Annotated in this window: 21 protein-coding genes; 15 read left to right on the top strand and 6 right to left on the bottom strand. The window is 69.8% G+C overall.

The features are described 5' to 3' along the window. The first annotated feature begins 477 nt into the window (after positions 1-477). Together DEI96_RS15585 and argG are read left to right on the top strand one after the other, a co-directional pair. The gene (locus DEI96_RS15585) at positions 478-2,148 is read left to right on the top strand and encodes a DNA recombination protein RmuC (protein ID WP_258372915.1); all 1,671 of its coding nucleotides are present in this window, start codon (positions 478-480) and stop codon (positions 2,146-2,148) included. Between the two features lie 226 nt (positions 2,149-2,374). Then, positions 2,375-3,817 (top strand): argininosuccinate synthase, encoded by a 1,443-nt coding sequence (gene argG, locus DEI96_RS15580; RefSeq protein ID WP_042540079.1) that lies wholly within the window; start codon positions 2,375-2,377, stop codon positions 3,815-3,817. A gap of 91 nt (positions 3,818-3,908) precedes the next feature. Here the strand turns inward: argG and DEI96_RS15575 are convergent, their stop codons facing one another. Beyond that, positions 3,909-4,622 carry an alpha/beta hydrolase gene (locus DEI96_RS15575; RefSeq protein WP_111024301.1) on the bottom strand — a complete coding sequence of 238 codons (714 nt, stop codon included), beginning with the start codon at positions 4,620-4,622 and terminating at the stop codon, positions 3,909-3,911. 222 nt (positions 4,623-4,844) lie between these two features. Between DEI96_RS15575 and DEI96_RS15570 the strand changes: the two genes are divergently transcribed. Both DEI96_RS15570 and DEI96_RS15565 read left to right on the top strand, forming a co-directional pair. Then, on the top strand, positions 4,845-5,012 hold the full coding sequence (locus tag DEI96_RS15570; RefSeq protein ID WP_155896891.1) for a hypothetical protein: 168 nt from the start codon (positions 4,845-4,847) through the stop codon (positions 5,010-5,012). Positions 5,013-5,053: 41 nt separating this feature from the next. Then, complete coding sequence (locus DEI96_RS15565) at positions 5,054-5,653, top strand: copper resistance CopC family protein (RefSeq protein WP_111024302.1); 600 nt, start codon at positions 5,054-5,056, stop codon at positions 5,651-5,653. 193 nt (positions 5,654-5,846) lie between these two features. Here the strand turns inward: DEI96_RS15565 and DEI96_RS15560 are convergent, their stop codons facing one another. Together DEI96_RS15560 and DEI96_RS15555 are read right to left on the bottom strand one after the other, a co-directional pair. Further along, positions 5,847-7,277 (bottom strand): MATE family efflux transporter, encoded by a 1,431-nt coding sequence (locus DEI96_RS15560; RefSeq protein WP_111024303.1) that lies wholly within the window; start codon positions 7,275-7,277, stop codon positions 5,847-5,849. A gap of 221 nt (positions 7,278-7,498) precedes the next feature. Next, positions 7,499-7,936, bottom strand: a complete 438-nt coding sequence (locus DEI96_RS15555; protein WP_111024304.1) for a MarR family winged helix-turn-helix transcriptional regulator — start codon at positions 7,934-7,936, stop codon at positions 7,499-7,501. A 454-nt stretch (positions 7,937-8,390) separates the two neighbouring features. Between DEI96_RS15555 and nadE the strand changes: the two genes are divergently transcribed. Both nadE and DEI96_RS15545 read left to right on the top strand, forming a co-directional pair. Continuing rightward, positions 8,391-9,218 carry an NAD(+) synthase gene (gene nadE / locus DEI96_RS15550; RefSeq protein WP_110863289.1) on the top strand — a complete coding sequence of 276 codons (828 nt, stop codon included), beginning with the start codon at positions 8,391-8,393 and terminating at the stop codon, positions 9,216-9,218. Positions 9,219-9,393: 175 nt separating this feature from the next. Beyond that, positions 9,394-10,851 (top strand): SPFH domain-containing protein, encoded by a 1,458-nt coding sequence (locus DEI96_RS15545; protein ID WP_111024305.1) that lies wholly within the window; start codon positions 9,394-9,396, stop codon positions 10,849-10,851. A gap of 34 nt (positions 10,852-10,885) precedes the next feature. On the opposite strand, the gene DEI96_RS15540 is transcribed toward DEI96_RS15545, so the two are convergent. Then, complete coding sequence (locus tag DEI96_RS15540; protein WP_110893574.1) at positions 10,886-11,275, bottom strand: hypothetical protein; 390 nt, start codon at positions 11,273-11,275, stop codon at positions 10,886-10,888. 71 nt (positions 11,276-11,346) lie between these two features. Next, positions 11,347-12,297 (bottom strand): phosphotransferase family protein, encoded by a 951-nt coding sequence (locus DEI96_RS15535; RefSeq protein ID WP_111024306.1) that lies wholly within the window; start codon positions 12,295-12,297, stop codon positions 11,347-11,349. Between the two features lie 169 nt (positions 12,298-12,466). Here DEI96_RS15535 and DEI96_RS15530 point away from each other — a divergent pair, with 169 nt between their 5' ends. The 9 genes from DEI96_RS15530 (at position 12,467) to DEI96_RS15490 (ending at position 22,702) form a co-directional block, all read left to right on the top strand. Beyond that, positions 12,467-14,527 carry an MDR family MFS transporter gene (locus DEI96_RS15530; protein WP_111024307.1) on the top strand — a complete coding sequence of 687 codons (2,061 nt, stop codon included), beginning with the start codon at positions 12,467-12,469 and terminating at the stop codon, positions 14,525-14,527. Positions 14,528-14,604: 77 nt separating this feature from the next. Beyond that, complete coding sequence (locus DEI96_RS15525; protein WP_111024308.1) at positions 14,605-15,198, top strand: TetR/AcrR family transcriptional regulator; 594 nt, start codon at positions 14,605-14,607, stop codon at positions 15,196-15,198. A 240-nt stretch (positions 15,199-15,438) separates the two neighbouring features. Continuing rightward, the gene (locus tag DEI96_RS15520) at positions 15,439-16,776 is read left to right on the top strand and encodes an enolase C-terminal domain-like protein (RefSeq protein WP_111024309.1); all 1,338 of its coding nucleotides are present in this window, start codon (positions 15,439-15,441) and stop codon (positions 16,774-16,776) included. Between the two features lie 45 nt (positions 16,777-16,821). Further along, entirely contained in the window at positions 16,822-18,057 is a 1,236-nt protein-coding gene (locus DEI96_RS15515; RefSeq protein ID WP_244993259.1) for an ABC transporter substrate-binding protein, read from the top strand. 108 nt (positions 18,058-18,165) lie between these two features. Then, positions 18,166-19,140, top strand: coding sequence for a carbohydrate ABC transporter permease (locus DEI96_RS15510; RefSeq protein ID WP_111024311.1), 975 nt, complete (start codon positions 18,166-18,168; stop codon positions 19,138-19,140). Further along, entirely contained in the window at positions 19,133-20,023 is an 891-nt protein-coding gene (locus DEI96_RS15505) for a carbohydrate ABC transporter permease (protein WP_111024312.1), read from the top strand. Before DEI96_RS15510 ends, DEI96_RS15505 begins: the two co-directional genes overlap by 8 nt. A gap of 50 nt (positions 20,024-20,073) precedes the next feature. Beyond that, on the top strand, positions 20,074-21,399 hold the full coding sequence (locus tag DEI96_RS15500) for an alpha-L-fucosidase (protein ID WP_111024313.1): 1,326 nt from the start codon (positions 20,074-20,076) through the stop codon (positions 21,397-21,399). Then, complete coding sequence (locus DEI96_RS15495) at positions 21,399-21,743, top strand: L-rhamnose mutarotase (RefSeq protein WP_110865414.1); 345 nt, start codon at positions 21,399-21,401, stop codon at positions 21,741-21,743. The genes DEI96_RS15500 and DEI96_RS15495 overlap by 1 nt, the downstream gene beginning before the upstream one ends. Further along, positions 21,740-22,702: an aldo/keto reductase gene (locus DEI96_RS15490; protein WP_111024314.1), complete on the top strand. Its 963-nt coding sequence runs from the start codon at positions 21,740-21,742 to the stop codon at positions 22,700-22,702. Before DEI96_RS15495 ends, DEI96_RS15490 begins: the two co-directional genes overlap by 4 nt. Before the next feature lie 91 nt (positions 22,703-22,793). Here DEI96_RS15490 and DEI96_RS15485 read toward each other — a convergent pair whose 3' ends face one another. Continuing rightward, entirely contained in the window at positions 22,794-23,069 is a 276-nt protein-coding gene (locus DEI96_RS15485) for a GlsB/YeaQ/YmgE family stress response membrane protein (protein ID WP_027466577.1), read from the bottom strand. Positions 23,070-23,134: the final 65 nt, after the last annotated feature.

Genomic DNA, 23,134 nt, shown 5'->3' with positions numbered 1-23,134 from the left:
GCGATCGTCTGCGTTTGAAACGTGGGGAATCTCGGTGGTTGCCCACCCCAGTCACGATGGCTGGTCGCCCCGTTGCCCCCGGAGAAGCACCCGCCCGCGCTCTGGAGAATCGCGTGCCTCTGGGAAGGGGTACATGCGTTCGCTTCGCAATCCGCCCGACGGCTATCCGCCATGATCGCCGTCAGGTATCTCCGGCGCGCTTCGAAATTTCCGGAAGGCTTCCGTTGGGCGCACCATGAGCACGGCTCCGGTGTGCAACCGGGGTCCCCCGGCCTTGTCCGGGACCGGGTGTGCCAGCTACCGAACTATGTCGACCTGTCTGAATACGCGTGTTGCGGAAGCCGAGCGCTGTTTTCGGCGTCAAACAGACGTACCACGTGCGTTCGGCGTACCCGACCCGCACTTTGGGGGCACCATACGGGGATGAGGTGGCTTAGGGTGATCGTGCCTGGGGGCCAGGCAAGCGGCCGTCAGGGGATGACAGTGTTCACCATTACAACCATCGTGCTCGGGATCAATCTCGTCTTGACGATCATCGTCCTCGTCATGCTCGCGGTCCGTCGCAACGGCAGCGCCGCTCCGCAGATCGACGAGCGAGCGCTCGCTGCGGTCGGTAGTGGGCTCCGGCAGGATCTGAGCGCGCAACGACAGGAGCTCGGCTCAGCCATCGGAGACGGGAGTCGCGCTCTTGAGGCTCGGCTAACTGCGATACTCGGGGACCAGAAGATGGCGGCCGACCATGCGGTCGAGTTGCAGCGGACGAACCAGACGGAACTCCGTGCGAACCTCGACCAGGGGCTGGCTCACCTCCGAGACAAGTTCCATGAGCACTCGCAGGCCGCGCTCGCCGCTGATGCTGTACTTCGCTCCTCGGTCGAGAAGCGATTTGAAGAACTGCGCGCTGCGAACGAGGCGAAGCTCGAGAAGATCCGCGAATCCGTCGAGAAGCTTGAACAGTCGAACGCCACGGCGCTCGAGAGCAACGCGGAACGTGTTCGTGTCCTCACCGAGCAGAACTCGACAAAGCACCAGGAACTTCAGGAGTCGGTGCGCGTTGAATTCGGCCGGATGAAGTCGGGCAACGAAGAGAAGCTCGACGCGGTGAGGGCGACGATTGAGCAGCTTCAGGCGAGTAATTCCGACAAGCAGCGGCAGCTGCAGGAGTCGCTGCGCGAAGAGCTCGACAAGCTTCGCACGGGCAACGAAGCGAAGCTCGAGCGGATGCGAGAGACGGTCGACGAGAAGCTGCAGGGCACGCTCGAAAAGCGTCTCGGGGAGTCGTTCGCGCTCGTCAGCGAGCGTCTCGAACTGGTGCAGCGTGGGCTCGGCGAAATGCAGGCGCTCGCTACCGACGTTGGTGGACTGAAGCGGGTCCTGACGAACGTCAAGAGCCGTGGCAGTTGGGGCGAGGTCCAGCTCTCGCGTCAGCTGGAGGACCTGCTGACGCACGAGCAGTACGAGCAGAACGTCGTCGTCAAGGAGGGGACAGCCGAGAGCGTTGAGTTCGCAGTGAAACTTCCCGGGCGCACTGCGGAAGAGGCGGTCTACCTCCCCATCGACTCGAAGCTCCCGCAGGAGGACTACGAGCGCCTGCTGAACGCGCAGGACGAGGGTGACAAGCCAGCGATCGACGGTGCGGCCAAGATGCTCGAACGCGCGATTATCGCCCAGGCAAAGATCATCTCTGCCAAGTACATCGCGCCGCCGAAAACTACCGATTTCGCAATCATGTATCTACCGACCGAGGGGCTGTTCGCTGAGGTGATCCGTCAGCCGGGGCTGGCGAGCAAGCTGCAGAACGATCACAGGGTCCTCGTCACGGGTCCGACGACGCTGATGTCGCTGTTGAACAGCCTGCAGATGGGCTTCCGGACGTTGGCGATCGAGCAGCGAAGCTCCGAGGTCTGGAAGGTGCTCAGCGCTGCGAAGGGCGAGTTCGAGAAGTACGGGATGGTCTGGGAGAAGCTCGAGAAGCAGCTCGCCACAGCCCAGAAGACGGTTGCGGACGCCGGCACTCGGACACGGGCGGTTTCGCGCAAACTCCGTGGGGTCGAGACGCTCGAGGTGGAGCAGCCAGCCGCGCTTGCAGTCGATCTCACTGAGCCCGACGACGTCGCCGACATCGTCGGTCTCGAGCCGGCCGTCTGATCTGCATCAGCGCCGTCGTCAGATGACGGTGGCCGCGACCACGGTCCCCATGACCGCGGTCGCGACCGACTGCATTTCTCACACGTCGACCAGGCCGCGCAGCCGGCCGGTCGGCGGCATGCGCCGTCAGCCTGATTGTGCCCTTGGGCCTGTTAGCGGCCCGGAGTTCTCCACAACCGTCGCCCCGGACGGTAGTCGAGCCCGCTGGCCCCGTACGATTGACCCCGTGTCCAAGGTCCTGAGCAGTCTCCCCGTCGGCGAACGAGTCGGCATCGCGTTCTCAGGGGGTCTCGACACCTCCTGCGCCGTTGCCTGGATGCGCGAGAAGGGAGCGATCCCCTGCACGTACACGGCCGACATCGGCCAGTACGACGAGCCCGACATCGACGCCGTCCCGAGCCGCGCCCACGAGTACGGCGCCGAGATCGCCCGACTGGTCGACGCGAAGAGCGCCCTGGTCGAAGAGGGCCTGGTCGCCCTGCAGACCGGTGCGTTCCACATCCGCTCCGGCGGCAAGACGTACTTCAACACGACGCCGCTCGGCCGCGCGGTGACGGGCACGATGCTCGTCCGCGCGATGAAGGAAGACGGCGTCGACATCTGGGGCGACGGCTCCACCTACAAGGGCAACGACATCGAGCGGTTCTACCGCTACGGCCTGATGGCCAACCCGCGTCTGCGCGTCTACAAGCCGTGGCTCGACTCCGAGTTCGTCGAGGAGCTCGGCGGCCGCAAGGAGATGAGCGAGTGGCTCGTCGCCCGTGGGTTCCCGTACCGCGACTCCACCGAGAAGGCGTACTCGACCGACGCGAACATCTGGGGTGCGACGCACGAGGCGAAGAGCCTCGAAGAGCTGTCGAGCGGCCTGGACATCGTCGAGCCGATCATGGGTGTCGCCGCGTGGCGTGACGACGTCGAGGTCGCGACCGAGATCGTCAGCGTCCGGTTCGAGGCCGGTCGCCCCGTCGCGATCAACGGCGTCGAGTACACCGACGCGGTCGCCCTGGTCTACGAGGCGAACGCCATCGGTGGCCGCCACGGCCTGGGTGCGTCCGACCAGATCGAGAACCGCATCATCGAGGCGAAGAGCCGCGGCATCTACGAGGCTCCGGGCATGGCGCTGCTGCACATCGCCTACGAGCGCCTGCTCAACGCGATCCACAACGAGGACACGGTCGCCTCGTACCACAACGAGGGTCGCCGTCTCGGTCGCCTGATGTACGAGGGCCGCTGGCTCGACCCGCAGTCCCTCATGCTCCGCGAGTCGCTGCAGCGCTGGGTCGCCTCCGCCGTCACCGGCGAGGTCACGCTGCGCCTGCGTCGTGGTGACGACTACACGATCCTCGACACCACGGGCCCCGCGCTGTCGTACCACCCGGACAAGCTGTCGATGGAGCGCGTCGGCGACGCCGCCTTCGGACCGGACGACCGCATCGGCCAGCTCACCATGCGCAACCTCGACATCGCGGACTCCCGTTCGCGGCTCGAGCAGTACGCGGCCGCGGGCCTCATCGGTGGCGCGACGGCCGAGCTCGTCGGCGAGCTCGAGGCGGGCGAGGCCGAGGAGATCCTCGGCGGCGCGATCGTCGCCTCCGACGCCGAGGACGCGATGGGTCGTCGCACGGACCTCGCGTCCGAGGGCGCTGCCTTCGACTCCGGCACCGACTGATCGAGCGGAGCCGCGCCCTGGGCGCGACGCACTGATGACGGGAGGCCCGGTGCCAGCTGGCACCGGGCCTCCCGTCCGTCGTCGCGACGTCTCAGGCGGCGGTGCTCCCGAGCAGCAGTTCGAGCTGCTCGACGACCAGGTCGGGCCGGGTGATGAAGGGATGGTGCCCGGTGGGGACGTCGACGCTCCGCGTCGCCCGTGCCGCGTGCGCTCGCTGGAGGCAGACGGTGGTGCTCCGGTCCTCGGTGCAGACCAGGTAGGTGGAGTCGACGCCCTGCCAGCCCGCCGCGGTGGTCGGCGTGACGAACGCGGCAGCGGACTGGGCGGTGACGCGGTCCCACGCAGCTCGCTGCACCTCCGGGTCGGCGTCCTGCAGGAACCGCGCGCCGAACGACGAGGCGTCGTACCCGACCACTGCCAGGGCTCCGTCCCCGGCATCACCGATCGCCACCGGATCGGGCTCGTCCGACATGATCCCGGCCTGGGCCGATCCGACGTCGGGCAGGTAGGACGACGCGTACACCAGGTGCTCGACGGCATCGTGCGGGCCGGCCTCGGCGATGACCGTGCCACCGTACGAGTGCCCGACGACGATCGCGCCGTCGTTGCGGTCGAGCGCGGCCCGGAGCGCTGCCGCGTCCTCGACGAGACCGCCTTCGGGGCGCCCGGACGGGCCCTCGCCGCAGGACGGCAGTGCCACCGATCGACTGCGGACACCGGTGCGGTCGAATAACAGGTCGGCGGTGGGTTGCCACCACCAGTCGCCGTCGCGGACGAGCGCGCCGTGGACGAAGAGGATCTCCATGGGCCGACGCTACAGCGCACCCGCCTCGCCGGTCCGCCGCGTCGGTCAGCCGCGAAACGCATCCGCCTCGACGGCGCTCCGGCGCGACCGTATCGTTGCGGTACCGGGTCAGTCATCAGGGACTCGTCGTCACGATGCTCCTCACGATCTGTGAGGTCTGGCACAGCGGGTCGACCCGGACGGATCCGAGATGCGCATCATCTCGACGAAGGGCTGGTCGCCATGACCGCCACCATCCAGAACGCCTGGCACCGCCACGGCCTCCGCTCGCCCGAAGACCTCGCCGCCCTCGTCGCCGAACGCCTCGAAGGAACCGGCCACCAGCTCGTCAGCGTCAGCGAAGCGCGCTACGAGCCCACCTACGCGGACTTCCTCGGCGAGCAGCTCTGACCCCCAGCGGGCTGCCGCTCGACCGTCGGTAGAGTCTGCGCATGCGCACAGCCCGAACCACGGCGGCGGCACTGGCGATCGTCGCGGCGGGACTGCTGACGCTCGTCGGTGTCCAGCCCGCGTCGGCCCACTCGGCCCTGACCAGCAGTACCCCGGCGGACGGGGCGGTCGTCACCGAACCGCTCGAGTCCGTCGACCTGACCTTCTCGGAAGCGCCGCTCGCCGGCCTCGACGCCGGACTCCGGATCCAGGTGACGGATGCCTCCGGCACCGAAGTCGCCACGGGTGACGTGACGGTCTCCGGGACGACCATGCGCCGCGCGGTCGACCTCGACCGGGGCAACTACACGGTGCTCTGGCGGTACGTGTCGCCGGACGGCCACCCGATCGAGGGCACGCTCGCGTTCGAGTACCGGGCTGCAGCGCCCGTGTCGACCCCGAGCGCGAGCGTCACTCCGACCCCGACGGCGAGCACCGCTCCGACGTCGAGTGCCACCGCGACGGCCACCGGAGCCTCGGACGGTGCTCCGTCCTCGTCGCCGGGCATCGCGCCGGGCGTGTGGATCGGCCTCGGCGCCGGAGCCGTCCTGGTGGCCGGCGCGGTCGTCGTGCTGCTGCTGCGGCGCGGTCGCAGCGCGTAGCGCGGAGCGCGCGCGGCGCAAGCCCACTTCGTGAGCAGGAATGGTCGGGTCGCACGCGCGCACCCGACCATTTCTGCTCACCAAGCGCACGCGGCGCACGTCACGCGACCACGCGACGGACGGGAGGCCCGGCGCCGGACCGGCACCGGGCCTCCCGTCCGCACGTGGTGCGTGACGCCGGGGGCGACGCGCCTCACGCCACGGGGGCGGCCTCCAGCGCGGCGTCGGCGCGTGCCGCGCTGCCCTCGGCCAGGCCTCGGGCGATGCGGCCCCGCGTCGACAGCCAGAGGACGACCGCGGCGACGAACACGATGCCCTCGGTGACGGTGAGTGCCCAGATGATCCCGGCGAGCCCGAACCAGACGTTGCCGGCGATCACGATCGGGATGAACAGCACGCCCTGCGCCATCGACAGCACCATCGCGGGCATGACCATCCCGGTCGCCTGGAACAGCGAGGTGAGCAGTCCCGTGAACCCGTTGACGACGGCGGCGACGAGCTGTGCCGTCAGGATCGTCATGCCGATCGCGAGCACCGAGTGGTCACCGGAGAAGATCGTGAAGACCTGCTCGCGGAACACGAAGACCGTGCCGGAGAAGACGAGCACGATGCCGCCGACGGTCAGGGCCGCGGCGCGCAGGCCGGAGCGGAGTCGATCGGCGTCGCCCGCGCCGAACGCGTAGGCGAGCAGCGGCAGCACGCCGATGGTCACGCCCATCACCAGGAACTCCGGCACCTGGGCGATGCGGACCGCGACGCCCATCGCCGCCAGCGGGTCGTCACCGTACGCGGCGGCGAGGTTGTTGAGGACGAGTGTCGTGACGATGAGGAACGCGGACTGCAGCAGCTCGCCGACGCCGATGCCGAACACGGGCTTCAGGATGTCCGCCCGCAGGGTGAACCACTTCGGCGCGAAGCTGACGTTCTCGCTGTTCCGCTGCAGCCACGTCACCCAGTAGGCGATCGACACCACGTTGGCCAGGCCCACCGCGAGTGCGGCGCCGCCGACACCCCAGTGCAGCCCCAGGATGAACAGGACGTCGAACACCAGGTTGCCGACCGTGGACAGGACCAGGCCGATCATCGCCTGCCTCGCGGCGCCCTCCGAGCGGACGATCTGCTCGAGCGCGAAGGACGCGGCGAGGACGGGGACGAACGCGAGCATCACGGCGACGTACTCGCTCGTGGCGGGGACCGCTGCCGCGTCGGCACCGAGGACGGCGACGAGCGGGCGGAGCAGCAGGAGTCCGACGACGCCGAGCACGGCGCCGGTCACGACGGCTCCCCACAGGGCGAACGAGGCGACGTGCTTGATGTCCCGCGCCTTGTCGGGATCGTGTTCCGAGGCGCCGAGCAACCGGGACATCAACGCGCTGCCGCCGACGCCGAACACCCCGCCCACGGCCATCACCAGGCCGAGCAGCGGCGTGCCGAAGGTGATCGCGGCGAGCAGGGACGTGTCGTGCTGGGCGCCGATGAAGCCCGCGTTGATGACGTTGTACAGGGCGCTGACGACCATCGCGGCGGCCATCGGCACGCACAGGTGCACCAGGGCTCGGGCGATGGGGGCAGCGGAGAGGTACCAGCGGTTCGTCGCCGCAGCGGTGGTGGTGGTGGTGGACATGACGGTTCCCTTCCGGGCATGGCGGTGGGCGCGCCGACGGACGCCGGCACGGCAGGGGGGAGCGCGCGACCGGTGGGGTCGCGGGATCGCAGGGTCGCGGGTCGGGAAGGCGCGGGATCGCGGGGTCGCGAGGGCGCGCCGGCGGATCCGGCCGGGAGGCGCGTGGTGCGTGAGCGGGTCGGTGCGGTGGCGCGCGTGGCGCCGGTGGTGCGGCGGTGCGGCTAGCGGGTCGGCGGCGCGAGTTCCGCGGTCACCTTCTGCAGCAGTCGCCGCAGGGTGTCGCGTTCGTCCTCGTCGAGGGGTGCGAGCAAGGAGTCGTCGAGGGCGACCATCGCGTCGGTGAACCCGGCGATGAGGTCGATGCCCGCCTGGGTGGCGTGCACCGTCTTCGTCCGCCCGTTCGTGGCGTCCGGTCGTCGTTCGATCAGGCCACGCCGCTCGAGCCCCTGCAGGAGACTCGAGACGCTGGCCGCGCTGGTCCGGGTGGCCTCGGCGACGTCCCGCTGGATGGCGCCGGGGTGTTCCTGCAGGTACCCGAGCACGAAGGACTGCTCGTGGGTGAGGTCGCGTTCACGGACCCACTCCTCGGCGCCCTTGCGCTGTGCCCATCCGATCCACCGCATGAGCTGGAGCGGTGTCGTGAAGTCCGGTGCCTGCATGATCAGGACTCTAACTGTTAGCCATCGAACTGTCAACGAAGGCAGTAAGAGTCGTGACCCCAGAACGGGGGTGTCGAGTCCTGCCCGGACCCTGATACCTTCCACAGCAAGCGGCCTCACCAACCGCCCTCGGCCCGTTCGACGGGCCCCACATCCCCCGGCTCACCACCGGGGGCGGATCAGCGGCGGAGAGCCCGTCGGGGGAGGAGGCACCGTGCCACACCACGGACTACCCACCGCGATCCCGGCGCGACGAGTTCGTCGCGCCTGACCAGGGCGGACGCCGGCGGGTACCGGCGTCCGCCTCACCGGGTCCGCGACGCGTTCGGGTCGTCGCGGATCCCCGGGGCGGTGGTGATCGGGTCACCGCCGCCCCGGGAGCTCCCGGGCGATCCGATCGACGTCTTCGGGAACCCGCCGGTCCACGGAGCCGGATCGGCGTGATACTGGGGTGGTGCGTGAACTCCAAGCCGCCATCGCAGCGGACCTCAACGTCCAGCCGACCATCGACCCGGAGCAGGAGGTCGCCCGTCGTGTCGGGTTCCTGCGCGACTACCTGCTGACGACCGGGGCGAAGGGGTACCTCCTCGCCATCAGCGGCGGGCAGGACTCCACCCTGGCCGGCCGCCTGACCCAGCTCGCGGTCGAGTCGCTCCGCGCCGAGGGGCACCCCGCCGAGTTCACGACCGTGCGCATGCCCTACCGCGTGCAGGCCGACGAGGACGACGCCCAGCTCGCCCTGCAGTTCATCGCGGCCGACCCGGGCGTCACCGTGAACATCGAGCACGGGGTCGACGGGGTCATGCAGGACACCGCGGCCTCGGGCGTCGAGCTGAGCGACTTCGTCAAGGGCAACGTCAAGGCGCGCATGCGCATGGTCGCCCAGTACGCGATCGCCGGGCAGCGCGGCCTGCTGGTGGTCGGCACGGACCACGCGGCAGAGGCGGTGACGGGCTTCTTCACCAAGTACGGCGACGGCGGCGTCGACCTCACCCCGCTCACCGGGCTCTCGAAGAGCCAGGGGCGGCAGCTGCTCGAGCACCTCGGCGCACCGGCTCGCCTGTACGAGAAGGCACCCACCGCCGACCTGCTCGACGAACTGCCCGGGCAGACCGACGAGGCGAACCTCGGACTCACCTACGCCGAGATCGACGCGTACCTGCAGGGCCACGACGTACCGGTCGAGGTCGCCGAGGCGATCGAGTCGCGCTACCGCGCGACGGAGCACAAGCGCCAGGTGCCGGCGACGCCCTTCGACGACTGGTGGCGTGCGGGCGCGTAGGCGCTGACGCGACACGGCCGGGAGGCGCGGTGCAGGTGATCCTGCACCGCGCCTCCCGTCTGTTGTCCCCAACCCTTCCCTGCGCGCCCCGGCTGTCCGCGTGCGCTCCTAGGATGGGAGCCAACGGAACAACAGATGCGGAATCCAGGCTGGCGCCTGGTCCGGAGGGGGAGTCATGGAAGTCCTGTTCGCGCTCGGAGCCGTCCCGCTGATCATCGTGGGGATCATCGTCCTCGCCGTGATCGCGCTGATCTACGCCAAGGTCGTGTACCGCAACGCCGGTGCCGACGAAGCGCTCATCATCACCGGCAAGCGCTCCCGCAAGGTCAAGAACGCCGACGGCACCGAGACCGTCGAGTCCGGCATCAAGGTCGTGCTCGGCGCCGGTGTGCTCGTCCGCCCCTTCTTCGAGAAGGTCGCGAAGCTGTCGCTCAGCTCGCGTGCGATCGACATCAACGTCAACGCGCAGGACTCCCGTGGCGTCACCATCGACGTCGAGGCCGTGGCGCTCGTCAAGGTGGGCGAGGCCGACGCGTCCATCCGGGCGGCAGCGCAGCGGTTCCTCGGCCAGGAGAAGAAGATCGACGACTTCGCGCGCGAGGTCCTGTCCGGCTCGCTCCGTGCCTCGATCGGTGCGACCGACGTGTCGACCATCATCCGGAACCGCGACCAGCTCACCGTCGCGGTCCTCACCGTCGCGCAGGACGCCCTGCACAGCCAGGGGCTCGACGTCGACTCGTTCGAGATCAAGGGCATCTCGGACCGCAACGAGTACATCAGCGACCTCGGTCGTGCCGAGCGTGCACGCGTGCGACTCGAGGCCGAGAACGCCGAGGCCCAGGCCGACCGCGAAGCGCGAGAAGCCCGCGCCACCGCCGACCAGGCGATCGCCGAGGCCGAGAACACGCTGGCCATCCGTCGTGCCGCGCTGCAGCTCGACGCCGACCGTGCATCCGCCGAAGCTGCTGCCGCCGGCCCGCTCGCCCAGGCGCGTGCGTCCCAGGGCGTCGTCGAGCAGGAGCAGATCACCGCGCAGAAGCGTGCCGAACTGCGCCGTGCCGAGCTCGAGTCCGAGGTGTCCGCCGTCGCCGAGGCCCAGGCGCGCAAGACCCGCGTCGAGGCCGAAGCCGCCGCTGGGGCCCAGGTCGAGACCGCCCGCGCCCAGGCCGAGGCCCGCCGGATCTCCGCCGAGGCCGTCGCTGCCGAGGCGAAGGCCGAGGCCGACGCCCGCAAGCTCGCCGCCGACGCCTCACGCGCCGAGGGTGAAGCCGCCGCCGACGCGATCCGTGCGAAGGGTCAGGCCGAGGCCGATGCGACCAAGGCGCAGGCCGACGCACTCGCGCAGCACTCCGAGGCCGTCCTGCGGGTCAAGGCCATCGAGGCACTGCCGAGCATCGCCCGCGAGCTTGCTGCTCCGATGAGCAACATCGACACGCTCACCGTGGTGTCCTCCGACGGCGCCGGTGCACTGTCGAAGAGCGTCGTGAGCCAGTTCAGCGAGGTCGATGCGCTGCTCGGTGCCACCGCCGGGTTCACCCTGAGCGACATCGTGAAGAGCACCACGACGGGTCAGGCGGCTGCCCGTGCCGTCGTGCGCGAGCAGTCGGTGCCACCGGCCGAGCCGACCGAGTAGCCGGGCGGGTGCCTGCAGCGGGCGCGACGGGGGATCAGCCCTCGTCGCGCCCGTTCTCGTTCTGCGGGTCGCGCTGCTGTGCGCCGGCGTCCTCACGCTCGTCGGCGAGCCGCTGCTGCCAGACGACGCTGCGAGCCGCACCCTCGAGCACGTCGTCGACACTGCGACCGCTCTGGGCGGCGAGGGCGCCGCTGAGTCCGGCGGTCAGGGTGCCGCCGGCCGAGGCGAGTCGCTCGACGACCTCCTCCTGCCGCGGGGTCAGGGGCTCGTCGACCAGTTCGTCGATCGTGTCGCGGATGTTCTGCTCGCTCGCGTCCAGTGCTGCCTCGTCGCCGGACTGCAGGGCTGCTGCTTCGCCGACGACGACGAGACCGAGGCGCGCGGCGTCGTCTTCGGGACGCGGGGTGCGGTGCTCGTCAGTCATGCGGTGGACCGTACGCTCCGGTGCGCTGCGCTCCCTGGACAGACGCGTCCCCCGCTCGGGCGGGCGCGCTGTCAGTCGGCCCAGCGCCGGAGCAACCACTCGGCGGCGGCCACGCCCTCGCGCCGCTGGAAGTCGCGGATCATGGGCATGTTCGGCGGTGCCGGGGGCAGGGCGTGCTCGAAGAACAGCCCGGCGAGCCCGGCCAGCACGGCGTCGATCGTGGTGGCGGGCACCCCGGCGAAGACCGGGTGCGTGGCGAGGTGGTGTTCGACGTCGGCGTCCTCACCGCGGACGAGCGTGTCGAGCAGGTAGGTCAGCGGATCGAGCCAGTGCGCGCCCACGCTCGCCCAGGGCCAGTCGACCACCCAGACGAGCCCGGCGTCGTCGACGAGCAGGTTGTCCGCTCGGCAGTCGGCGTGCACCAGGTGCTCGCCATCGACGAGTGCAGCGGCTCCCGCTGCCGCGCGGGCGATCGCGGGCCCGGCGTCGAGGACGTGCGGCGGGACGACCCCGGCGACACGGACGGCGTCCGCGTCGTCGGCCAGCATCCGGTCCCAGGCTCCGAACTCACCGCGCAGGTCCTCGGCGATGCGGGGGAGCGTCGCCAGCCCACCGGTCGCGGGCGGCAGCGTGTGGAGTGCGTCGAGCACGGCCGTCGTGTCCGATCCGTCGAGGTGCCGCCCCGGGTGCTGGCCTGCGACGTCGTCGAGCACGAGCGCGACCCAGTCGTCGCCGTCGACCGTGGCGTGCAGCGCGTCGAGCAGCCGTGGTGCCTGCACGGTGGTCGGCAGCTGGGCCATGACGGCGGCCTCGCGGCGGTGCAGCTCGAGGGCTGCCTCGTTGCGCGAGCGCGACACGGTCTTCACGAACGCCCGTCGTCCCGCCGCGGTCGACACCCGGTCGGCGCTGCCGGGAGACCACCCGCTCGCCTGGGACTCGGCGGTCACGACCGGACCGCCCAGCACCCCCTCCACCTGCTGCCGCAGCGTCGTCGGTACATCGGTCCAGGTGGTTCGCCCCATGCGCCGACGCTACCTGAGAACCCGTACACGAACGTGCATGCTCGGCAACTTTGCGTTGGCAGCAAAGGTGCTTGCGGTGTAAAGTTGCAGAGCCTGCAAGGTTGACACCCGTTCGGGGTCCCGACCAGGCCGACGACCACCACGCCACATCCCCTGTGAGGAACTCCGCATGTCCACTGCCACCGCACCCGTCGAGGTGTCGCGCGGACGACAGGACTCCCCGGCGAGCACGCCGGGCAAGCCGATCATGTCGCACCGCCAGATCCTGCTCGTCATCTACGGCCTGATGGCGGGCATGTTCCTGTCGTCGCTCGACCAGACCATCGTCGGCACGGCGATCCGCACGATCGGCGACGACCTGCACGGCCTCGACCAGCAGGCCTGGGTCACGACGGCCTACCTGATCGCGTCGACCATCACCACGCCGATCTACGGCAAGCTCTCCGACGTCTTCGGCCGTCGCCCGCTCTACATCTTCGGCATCGCGGTCTTCATCCTCGGGTCGCTGCTCTCGACCCTGTCGACGTCGATGACCATGCTCGCCGCCTTCCGCGCGTTCCAGGGCATCGGTGCCGGTGCGCTGATGTCGCTGCCGCTCGCGATCATGGGCGACATCCTCGCGCCCCGTGAGCGCGCGAAGTACCAGGGCTACTTCCTGGCGGTCTTCGGCATCTCGTCCGTGATCGGCCCGCTCATCGGTGGCCTGTTCGCCGGTGCGAGCTCGATCGTCGGCATCACCGGCTGGCGCTGGGTCTTCCTGATCAACGTGCCCATCGGCGTCGCCGCGCTCCTCATGGTGATCGCGTTCCTGCACCTGCCGAAGTTCGGCGAGGCCAAGGCCAAGCCGCGCATCGACTGGTGGGGCGCGACCTCGGTCATCGTCACGCTCGCGCCGCTGCTCCTCGTCGCGGAGCAGGGCCGCACGTGGGGCTGGGGTTCGGCCAGCGCGATCGCCTGCTACGTCATCGGTGCGCTCGGCCTCGTCGCTTTCCTGGTGATCGAGACCCGCATGCAGGACGACGCGATCATCCCGCTCAAGCTCTTCCGCTCGAGCACGTTCTCGATGGCGACCATCCTGGGCTTCCTGGTCGGCTTCGCGATGTTCGGCGCGATGCTCACCATCCCGCTGTACCTGCAGATCGTCACCGGCCTGACGCCGACCGAGTCCGGGTTCGCGACGCTGCCGATGATCGGTGGGCTGATGATCGCCTCGATCGCTTCGGGGCAGATCGTGGCCCGCACCGGCCGCTACCGGATCTTCCCGGTCATCGGCACGGCCCTGGTGTCGCTCGGCTACGTCGTCCTGACGTTCATGACGATCGACAAGCCGCTGTGGTTCCTGATGATCGGCATGTTCCTGATCGGCCTCGGGCTCGGCCAGCTCATGCAGAGCATCACCCTGGCCTCGCAGAACTCGGTGGAGCCGCGCGACATGGGTGTGGCGACGTCGTCCGCCACGTTCTTCCGCCAGATCGGTGGCACGCTCGGCACCGCCGTCCTGCTGTCCGTCCTGTTCTCGCTCATGCCGACGAACATCCTGCACGCCACAGCGGACGAGTCGAACCTGAAGCCCGCCCTCAGTGCGGCGCTCGACCCGGAGATCGCCAGCGCGAAGGCGAACCAGGGCGTCATGGACCAGATCTGGGACCCGATCGTCACCCCGCTCCAGCAGCAGGTGCAGTCCGGCCTCGACACCGCCACCGACCAGGTGACCCAGGCCACCGCCGGGGCTCCCGACGCCGTGCAGCAGCAGGCGCTCACCGCCGCCGCCGACAAGGCGCACGCCAGCGTGCAGGACGGCCGGCTCGTCGTCGACTGGTCCGACTCGTCGCAGCGCACCTACTGGGTGGACCAGCTCGCACCGGAGCTGTCGGAGCAGATCGACAAGGGCGCGAACGACTCGAGCGACTCGAACGCCGAGACGAGCGACACGTCGTACCTCAACGGTGCGGACGCAGCCCTGACCCGGCCGTTCATGTCCGGGTTCAACGCGTCGGCCGTGACCGTCTACTGGGTCGGCTTCGCGGTGATCCTGCTCGCGTTCGTCCTGAGCTTCTTCTTCAAGGCGCCGCCGCTCCGCAAGAGCTCGGCCCTGCAGGAGCAGGCGGACGACGCCGGCACCGCCGACGACCTCGAGGCGCAGGCCGTGCGGGCCGCGGACACGATGGGCTCGCCCACCGCACCGGTCACCGGTTCGATCCCCGTCCAGGGCGGTCGGTCGCAGGTCTGAACCACGCCGGGCCTCCCCGTCACACGACGCGGAGGCCCGGCGTCGCACGGGCCCGAGAGCAGGACGGAGCGCAACACGTGCACCAGCCCACCACCACCGAGGACCTCGTCGCGAGCGACTGCGGCCTGCGGGAGCGCAAGAAGCAGCAGACCCGGTCCGCCATCCACCGGTCGGCACTCGCCCTGGTCACCGACCACGGGCTCGCCGGGGTGACCGTCGAGCAGATCTGCGCGGACGCCGGGGTCTCCCCGCGGACGTTCTTCAACTACTTCCCGTCGAAGGCCGAGGCAGCCCTCGGACTGCCGGCGACGACGGTCCCGGACGCGGCGCGCGCAGCGTTCCTCGGTGCGACGGGTCCGCTCGTGTCGGACCTCTGCGACCTCGTCGCGCACACGGTCACCCTGCCGCAGGACCGCCGGCGCATGAAGGAGCTCGTCCGAGCCCGCCCCGAGATGGTCCCGGCGATGATGCAGTGGATGGCGCACGCGCGGCAGACCGTGCTGGCGGTCGCCGCAGAGCGCGTCGACGAGGACACCGCGCGGACCGCGACCACCCTCGTGATGGCCGCTGTGATCGAGTCCGCCCACCGATCGGCGGACGGCTCACGCGACGAGCTCGCTGCGCGGCTGCGCGCGGTCGTCGCCGAGATGGGGCGGCTCGCCACCGCCTGACCAGCGTGACCATCGCGTCGCCCCCGGCGCGGGGCGACCACGGCCTGGAGGCGCGGTGCGGGTCGGACCCGCACCGCGCCTCCAGGCCGTTGTCGCGTCCACACCGTCGGTCGCGCAGTCATCGGACGGTTGGGCGGCCACTTTCGCCAGAACCGCAAGAACAAGGCTCTTGACGCACGAGACATCGGATGTTTTGATTGCACCGTTCGGTCGACGGAGACCGGACGGCAGGAGACACAGATGAGCCGCATCACCGGTCTGCACGTGCACGACATCCGGTTCCCGACCTCGCGAGAGCACGACGGGTCCGACGCCATGAACCCCGCACCCGACTACTCCGCCGCCTACGTCGAGCTCACCACCGACGCGCTCGACGGCCTGGTCGGCACCGGCTTCGTCTTCACCATCGGCCGCGGCAACGAGGTGCAGGAGTCGGCGATCGCAGCCCTCCGTGGGCACGTCGTCGGCGCCGATGCCGATGCGGTCCTGGCCGACATGGGCGGTACCTGGCGCGCGATGGTGCACGACTCGCAGCTGCGGTGGCTCGGCCCGGAGAAGGGCGTCATGCACATGGCGATCGGCGCCGTCGTCAACGCCCTGTGGGACCTGCGTGCGAAGCGTGCGGGGCAGCCGCTGTGGGCCCTGCTCGCCGACCTGCGACCCGAGGAGCTCGTCGACCTGGTGGACTTCCGGTACCTGACCGACGCGATCACCCCGGCCGAGGCGCTCGAACTGTTCCGCGCCGCCGAACCGATGCGTGCCGAACGTCGAGCGCGCCTGGAGCGTGAGGGCTACCGCGCCTACACGACGACCCCGGGCTGGCTCGGCTACGACGACGAGAAGCTCGCGCGGCTGTGCCGGGAAGCCGTGGACGACGGGTTCACCCAGATCAAGCTCAAGGTCGGCGGCGACGTGGACGAGGACGTCCGACGGATGGGCATCGCCCGTGCCACCGTCGGCCCGGACGTCCGGATCGCGATCGATGCGAACCAGCGCTGGGACGTCGACGAGGCCGTGGCGTGGATCGACCGGCTCCGCCCCTTCGACGTCGCGTGGGTCGAGGAGCCGACGAGCCCGGACGACATCCTCGCCCACGCCGAGATCGCCCGGCGCATCGCCCCGATCCCGGTCGCGACGGGGGAGCACATGGCGAACCGAGTGATCGCGAAGCAGCTGATCCAGGCCGGGTCGATGTCGGTGCTGCAGATCGACGCCACCCGGGTCGCCGGGGTGAACGAGAACCTGGCGATCCTGCTCCTCGCCGCCAAGCACGGCGTCCGTGTGTGCCCACACGCCGGCGGCGTCGGCCTGTGCGAGGCGGTGCAGCACCTGTCGATGTTCGACGCGGTCGCCCTGACCGGTGACCTCGACACCCGGTGCATCGAGTTCGTCGACCACCTGCACGAGCACTTCGTGACACCGGTCGACGTCCACGACGGCCGCTACTGGCCGCCGACCACGCCCGGCGCCGGCACCGAGATGCTCGCCGACACCCTGACCACCCACGCGTTCCCGGACGGCCCGGTCTGGGCCGAGTCCGATCCCGATCGGGTCCCGGACGCCGTCCGGGTCGCCTGAACACCCCACCGCACACCCCATCACCACGACGAAGTGGAGACACCGATGCAACGACGACGCACCGCCGGGCTGGCGGCAGCAGCAGCTGCCGTGCTCGTGCTCACCGGCTGTTCCGCTGGCAGCAACGCCAGCGACGGCCAGTCGAAGGACTCCCTCACCTGGGCCATGTGGATCGCCGGGAAGGAGGACAAGGCCGCGTGGCAGAAGGTCGCCGACACGGTCAAGACCGACGACGACGTGGACGTCTCGATCCAGGGCTCACCCTTCAACGACTACTGGACCAAGCTCCGCACCCAGCTGTCCACCGGCACCGCACCCTGCATCGTGAGCATCCAGTCGCTCCGCGCCGCGAACTACACGGACGTGCTCGTGCCGATCGACGACATGGCGAAGCAGGCCGACCTCGACCTGGGTGAGTACGACCAGACCGGGCTCGACGGCATGAAGGTCGACGGCAAGCTCTACGGGCTGCCGTACGACACCGGCCCCATGGTCATGTTCTACAACAAGGACATCTTCGAGAAGGCGGGCGTCGACGAGCCGAAGCCGGGCTGGACGGTCGACGAGTTCGAGGACGCTGCGAAGGAGCTCAAGGCCGCGGGCACGCCGATCTGGGGCACGAGCGTCGAGGACATCCCCCTCGAGTCGATGGTCCTCGGCTACAACGGCGGTCGGGTCATCGACGAGGACGGCACGCTCGACGCCTCGAACGCGGAGTTCGCCGAGGGGCTCGACTGGATCGGCGGTCTGGTGAAGGACGGCTACGCCACGCAGGCGAGCACCGACGGTTCCACCGACGACAACGCGTTCGTGTCCGGTGACGTGGCGATGTACAGCGACGGCCCCTGGTCGATCATCAGCCAGAAGGCCAAGGTCAAGTTCGACCTCGGCATCACGACGATCCCCTCGGGAACGGACGGCCCCAGCTCGTTCGCCGCCGGGTCGGGCTTCGGCATCTCGAAGCAGTGCAAGTACCCCGAGCAGGCGTTCAAGGCCATCACCACGATGACGAACGAGGCCACGCTCACCTCGCTCGCCGAGCAGGGTCGCGCCTTCCCGGCACGCACCGCGGCGCAGCAGGCCTGGTACGACAACGCCGGCATCGACGGGGTCGAGGACGCCCTGAAGACCGGGCTCGAGAACGCCACCCCGTTGCCCGGCAACAAGCAGAGCGACCAGCTCAACCAGCTCTTCGCGCAGTACGCCCTGCAGGCGGTGAACGGACAGACCTCCGGCAAGGAGACGATGTCGTCCATCGCGAGCCAGCTCGGCTCGCAGTGACGGGCGTCACCCCCTGACGGACGGAAGGCGCGGGTGGACCCCGCCCCGCGCCTCCCGGCCTGTCTCATCCCCTGACCAGGACCGCGCGAACGACGAGGAGGCCGTCGCATGACCACCATCCAGGACCCACCCGCCGAGGCGGCGCTGCCCGCCCCCGCGGTCGCGGTCGCGACCGGGGCGGCCCCGCGCCGGAAGGACAGCGGCGCCGACGCCGAGCTCGGCCGCCGCTCCTGGTGGGGCGCCGCCTTCGCCGCTCCGCACTCGATCGGCCTCGTCGTGTTCACGGCGTTCCCGATCCTCGCGTCGCTCGTCGTGAGCTTCATGAACTGGCCGATGCTCGGCGAACGCTCGTGGGCCGGCCTGTCGAACTACGCGCAGCTGTTCTCCGACCCGATCTTCCGCACCGTGACGCTGAACACCGTGCTGTTCGTCGTGCTCTACGTGCCGCTCAACCTGGTCGTGTCCCTCGGGCTCGCGGCCTGGCTCACGCCGAAGATCCGCCACCGGCACGTCTTCCGCGTGCTGTTCTTCATCCCGACCATCACGCCGATCGTCGCGAACGTCGTCGTCTGGCGGATGCTGTACCAGCCGGGCGGTGCCATCGACGCGACGCTGCAGTCGACCGTCGGCGTGAACGCCCCGAACTTCCTGGCCGACGACAACTGGGCCATGCTCGCCGTCGTCGCGATGAGCGTCTGGCAGGGGTTCGGCTACAACATGCTGATCTTCTCGGCGGCGCTCGACTCGGTGCCGGAGAACCAGATCGAGGCTGCGCAGCTCGACGGGGCGAACGCCTGGCAGATGTTCTGGCGGATCAAGTTCCCGCTCATCTCGCCGTCGATCTTCTTCGCGACGATGATGACCCTGATCACCTCGTTCCAGGTGTTCGTGCAGCCGTTCGTCCTGACGAAGGGCGGCCCCGGCACCGCCACCGAGACCCTGGTGCAGTACATCTACAACACGGGGTTCCAGACCCAGCAGCTCGGACTCGCATCGGCCGGAGCGTGGGTGCTGTTCGTCATCATCCTCGGCATCACGGCCATCCAGTTCCTCGGACAGAAGCGGTGGGTGCACTATGACTGAACTGACCTCGTCCAACCGGACGATCAACCCGCGGGCGCTGCCCCGCACGCACCGGCAGACCGGCCGGGTGCGCCACGCGGTGGGCTACGTGCTGCTCTGCCTGGTGGCCCTGCTGTTCGTCTCGCCGCTCATCTACATGGTGGCGACGAGTCTGAAGCCGTCGGCCGACGTGTTCACGACCCCGCCGACGCTCTGGGGCTCGTCCATCGAATGGGGCAACTACGCACAGGCGTTCACGTACCTGCCGTTCGCCCGGTTCATCCTGAACGGTGTCTTCGTCGCCGCGGCCGGCACGGCGATCAACGTCGCCGTCGCGGTGCTGTCCGGCTACGCGTTCTCGCGACTGCGGTGGCGCGGCCGGAACACGGTGTTCGTCCTGTTCCTGGCGACGCTGATGATCCCGCAGGACGTCCTCGTCATCCCGATGTACGTGATGATGCAGGGCTTCGGGTGGGTCGACACGTTCCAGGCGCTCATCATCCCGTGGGCGTTCACGGCACTCGGCGCGTTCCTGGTGCGGCAGTTCTTCCTCACCGTGCCGCAGGAGCTCGACGACGCCGCCCGGGTGGACGGAGCCGGAGCGATCCGGACGTTCTTCTCGGTGATGCTCCCGCTGGCCCGACCGACGATGGCGGTCCTCGCCGTCTTCTCGTTCATCGCGTACTGGAACTCGTTCCTCTGGCCGCTCGTCATCGTCAACGACGTCGAGGCCCGTGGCACCATCCCGCTCGGCCTGCAGCAGTTCTTCGGGCAGCAGGGCTCCGAGTGGAACCTCGTGATGGCGGCGTCGGTGATCTCGATGCTGCCCACGGTGGTCCTGCTGATCCTGCTCCAGAAGCACCTCGTCAAGGGGATCGTCACCAGCGGTCTCGGCGGCCGGTGACACCGCCGACCGTCCCCCTCTCGTCCTCCACTGAAAGGAACACTGGCCTCATGACCATCACCGCACCTGCCGAGCCGCAGACCGCGACCGACTCCGCGGGGTTCCCCGCGTGGTTCTCCCACGACCGGTTCGGCATGTTCATCCACTGGGGGCTGTACGCCCTGCCGGCACGGCACGAGTGGGTCAAGAACCGCGAACGGATCACCGACGAGGACTACCAGAAGTACTTCGACCACTTCGACCCGGACCTGTTCGACGCCGCGGACTGGGCACGTCGGGCACGGCAGGCGGGGATGAAGTACGTCGTCCTCACCACGAAGCACCACGAGGGCTTCTGCCTGTGGGACACCGCCCTGACCGACTACAAGTCCACGAACACCCCGTTCGGCCGTGACATCGTGCGCGAGTTCGTCGACGCCGTCCGTGCCGAGGGGCTGCGGGTCGGCTTCTACCACTCGCTCATCGACTGGCACCACCCGGACTTCACCGTCGACGGCGTGCACCCCCGGCGCGACGACTCGCCGGAGGAGATCGAGGCGTTCAACGAGGGCCGCGACATGTCGCGCTACCGCGAGTACCTCCACGGTCAGGTCGAGGAGCTGCTCACCGACTACGGGCAGATCGACTACCTGTTCTACGACTTCTCGTACCGGGACAACGACCACGAGGACATCTGGGGCGGCAAGGGCCGGGACGAGTGGGGGTCCGAGGAGCTCATGGCGCTGACCAAGCGACTGCAGCCCGGCATCATCGTGAACGACCGGCTCGACATCCCCGGTGACCTGGTCACCCCCGAGCAGTACCAGCCCGACAAGCCGATGGAGGTCGACGGCGTCCCGGTGCCGTGGGAGGCCTGCCAGACGCTGAACGGCTCGTGGGGCTACGACCGCGACAACCTGAACCTGAAGCCGGTCGACCTGCTCGTCCGCATGCTCGTCGACGGGGTCTCGAACAACGGGAACATGCTGCTCAACATCGGGCCGACCGGTCGCGGCGAGTTCGACGGGGTCTCGCGGCAGACACTCGACGGCATCGGGACGTGGATGCGCCAGCACGCCCGCTCGGTGTACGGGGCGGGGCCGTCGCGGTTCGTCGCCCCGCGGAACACCGTCTACACGCAGAACGGCAACCGCCTGTACCTGCACCTGCTCGCGTGGCCGTTCGAGCACGTGCACCTGCCCGACCTCGCCGGCCGGGTGGCGTACGCGCAGCTGCTCAACGACGCATCGGAGATCCACTTCCGCGAGATCCCGCCGGGCACCCGGGCGCAGAACACCGGGCTCGGCGGTCAGCCCGCCGGCACGCTCACCCTGACGCTGCCGATCGTGCGGCCCGACGTCGCCGTGCCCGTCGTCGAGCTGTTCCTGCGCGACTGATGCAGCGGATCCTGACGCGGACGCGACTGCGGGCCGGGAACGAGGCGGCGTACGACACCGTGCACGCCTCGGTCCCGCCCGCGCTCGCGGCGCGACTGCGCGAGGCTGGCGTGCACGACTGGACGATCTGGCGGGACGGGCTCGACCTGGTCCACCTGATCGAGGTCGAGGACCACCGGGCGATGCGCCGGGCGCTCGCCGACGACCCGGTCAACGCCGAGTGGCAGGAGACGATCAACCCGCTGCTCGAGGCGGACGACGACTACTCGGGCGACGACGACGGGGTCCCGCGGGTCTGGTCGCTGGCGGACCAGGTGCACCACGCGGACCAGGTGGACCCGTGACGGCCCTCGACCTGGACCTGGACCGCGGTCCGTTCTGGTTCGGCGGGGCCGGCATCGGCAACCTGCTCCGTCCGGTGTCCGACGACGACGCCCGCGCCACGGTCGACGCCGCATGGGACGCCGGGGTGCGCGGGTTCGACACCGCCCCGCACTACGGCCTGGGCCTGTCCGAACGGCGGCTCGGGGCGGCGCTCGCCGGGCACCCCCGGCAGGACTTCCTCGTGTCGACGAAGGTCGGGCGGGTGCTCGTGCCCGGGCGCGGTGACGGCGACGACCTGGCGTCCGGGGGCTTCGCGGTGCCGGACGACACCGTGCGGCAGTGGGACCCGTCGCCGTCGGGCGTGCGGCGCTCGCTCGACGAGTCGCTCGGCCGCCTCGGGCTCGACCACGTCGACGTCGCCTACCTGCACGACCCGGACGTGTACTCACTCACCGACGGTCTGACCCAGGCGCTGCCGACGCTCGCCGAGCTCCGCGACGAGGGCGTCGTGCGGGCGGTCGGCGTCGGGTCGAACTCCGTCGAGGCGCTGTCGGCGGCCGTCGACACCGGGCTCTGCGACGTCGTCATGCTCGCCGGGCGGTACACCCTGCTCGAGCAACCGGCGTCGGCGCTCGTCGACCGGTGCGCGTCGCTGGGCGTCGCGGTCGTGGCGGTCGGGGTCTACAACTCGGGGCTGCTCGGGCAGGAGCGCCCTTCGGCGGGTGCGACCTACGACTACGCCGAGGCCTCTGCGCAGCTGCTCGCGCGGGCGAATTCCATCGCCGACGTCTGCGAGCGCCACGGGGTCACGCTGCCCGAGGCCGCGCTGGCGTTCCCGCGTCGGGCCCCGGCGGTCGCGGCGATCGCCCTCGGGGTGCAGTCTGCCGACCAGGTGCGCTCGAACGTCGCCCGGGCCGCCGCCGTCGTGCCCGAGGCGCTCTGGGACGACCTGCGTGCAGCGGGCCTGCTCGCGATGTGACGCCACGTACGACGAAAGTCACCCCGAACCACGCGTCTGCGTGGTTCGGGGTGACTTCGGTGGTGCGCCGGTCGGACCGGCAGCGTGGTGCCTAGCGGCGCGAACCGCGGCCGGCGACGCGCGTGTAGATGAACAGCACGATGATGGCGCCGATGATCGAGCCGATGATGCCGGCGGGCTGGAAGAAGCCGTCCATCGGGTCGTGCTGGAAGATCAGGAACCCGAGGAACCCGCCGACGAACGAGCCGACGATGCCCAGGACGATCGTCATGAGGATGCCGATGTTCTGCTTGCCGGGGATGATGAGCCGGGCGAGAGCGCCGGCGATGAGTCCGATGATGATCAAGCTGATGATGAGACCGAGCACGGTGTCCTCCTCGTGGGTGCGGTTGCCGCGGCATGGTTGCCGGAGTCAGGGCCGAGGACCGACAC

Origin of the sequence: Curtobacterium sp. MCLR17_031, from assembly GCF_003234775.2 — a bacterium.
Taxonomy (GTDB): Bacteria; Actinomycetota; Actinomycetes; order Actinomycetales; family Microbacteriaceae; genus Curtobacterium; species Curtobacterium flaccumfaciens.
The sequence above is the reverse complement of the archived record's forward strand: the minus strand, read 5'-3'. Positions and strand labels throughout refer to the sequence as shown.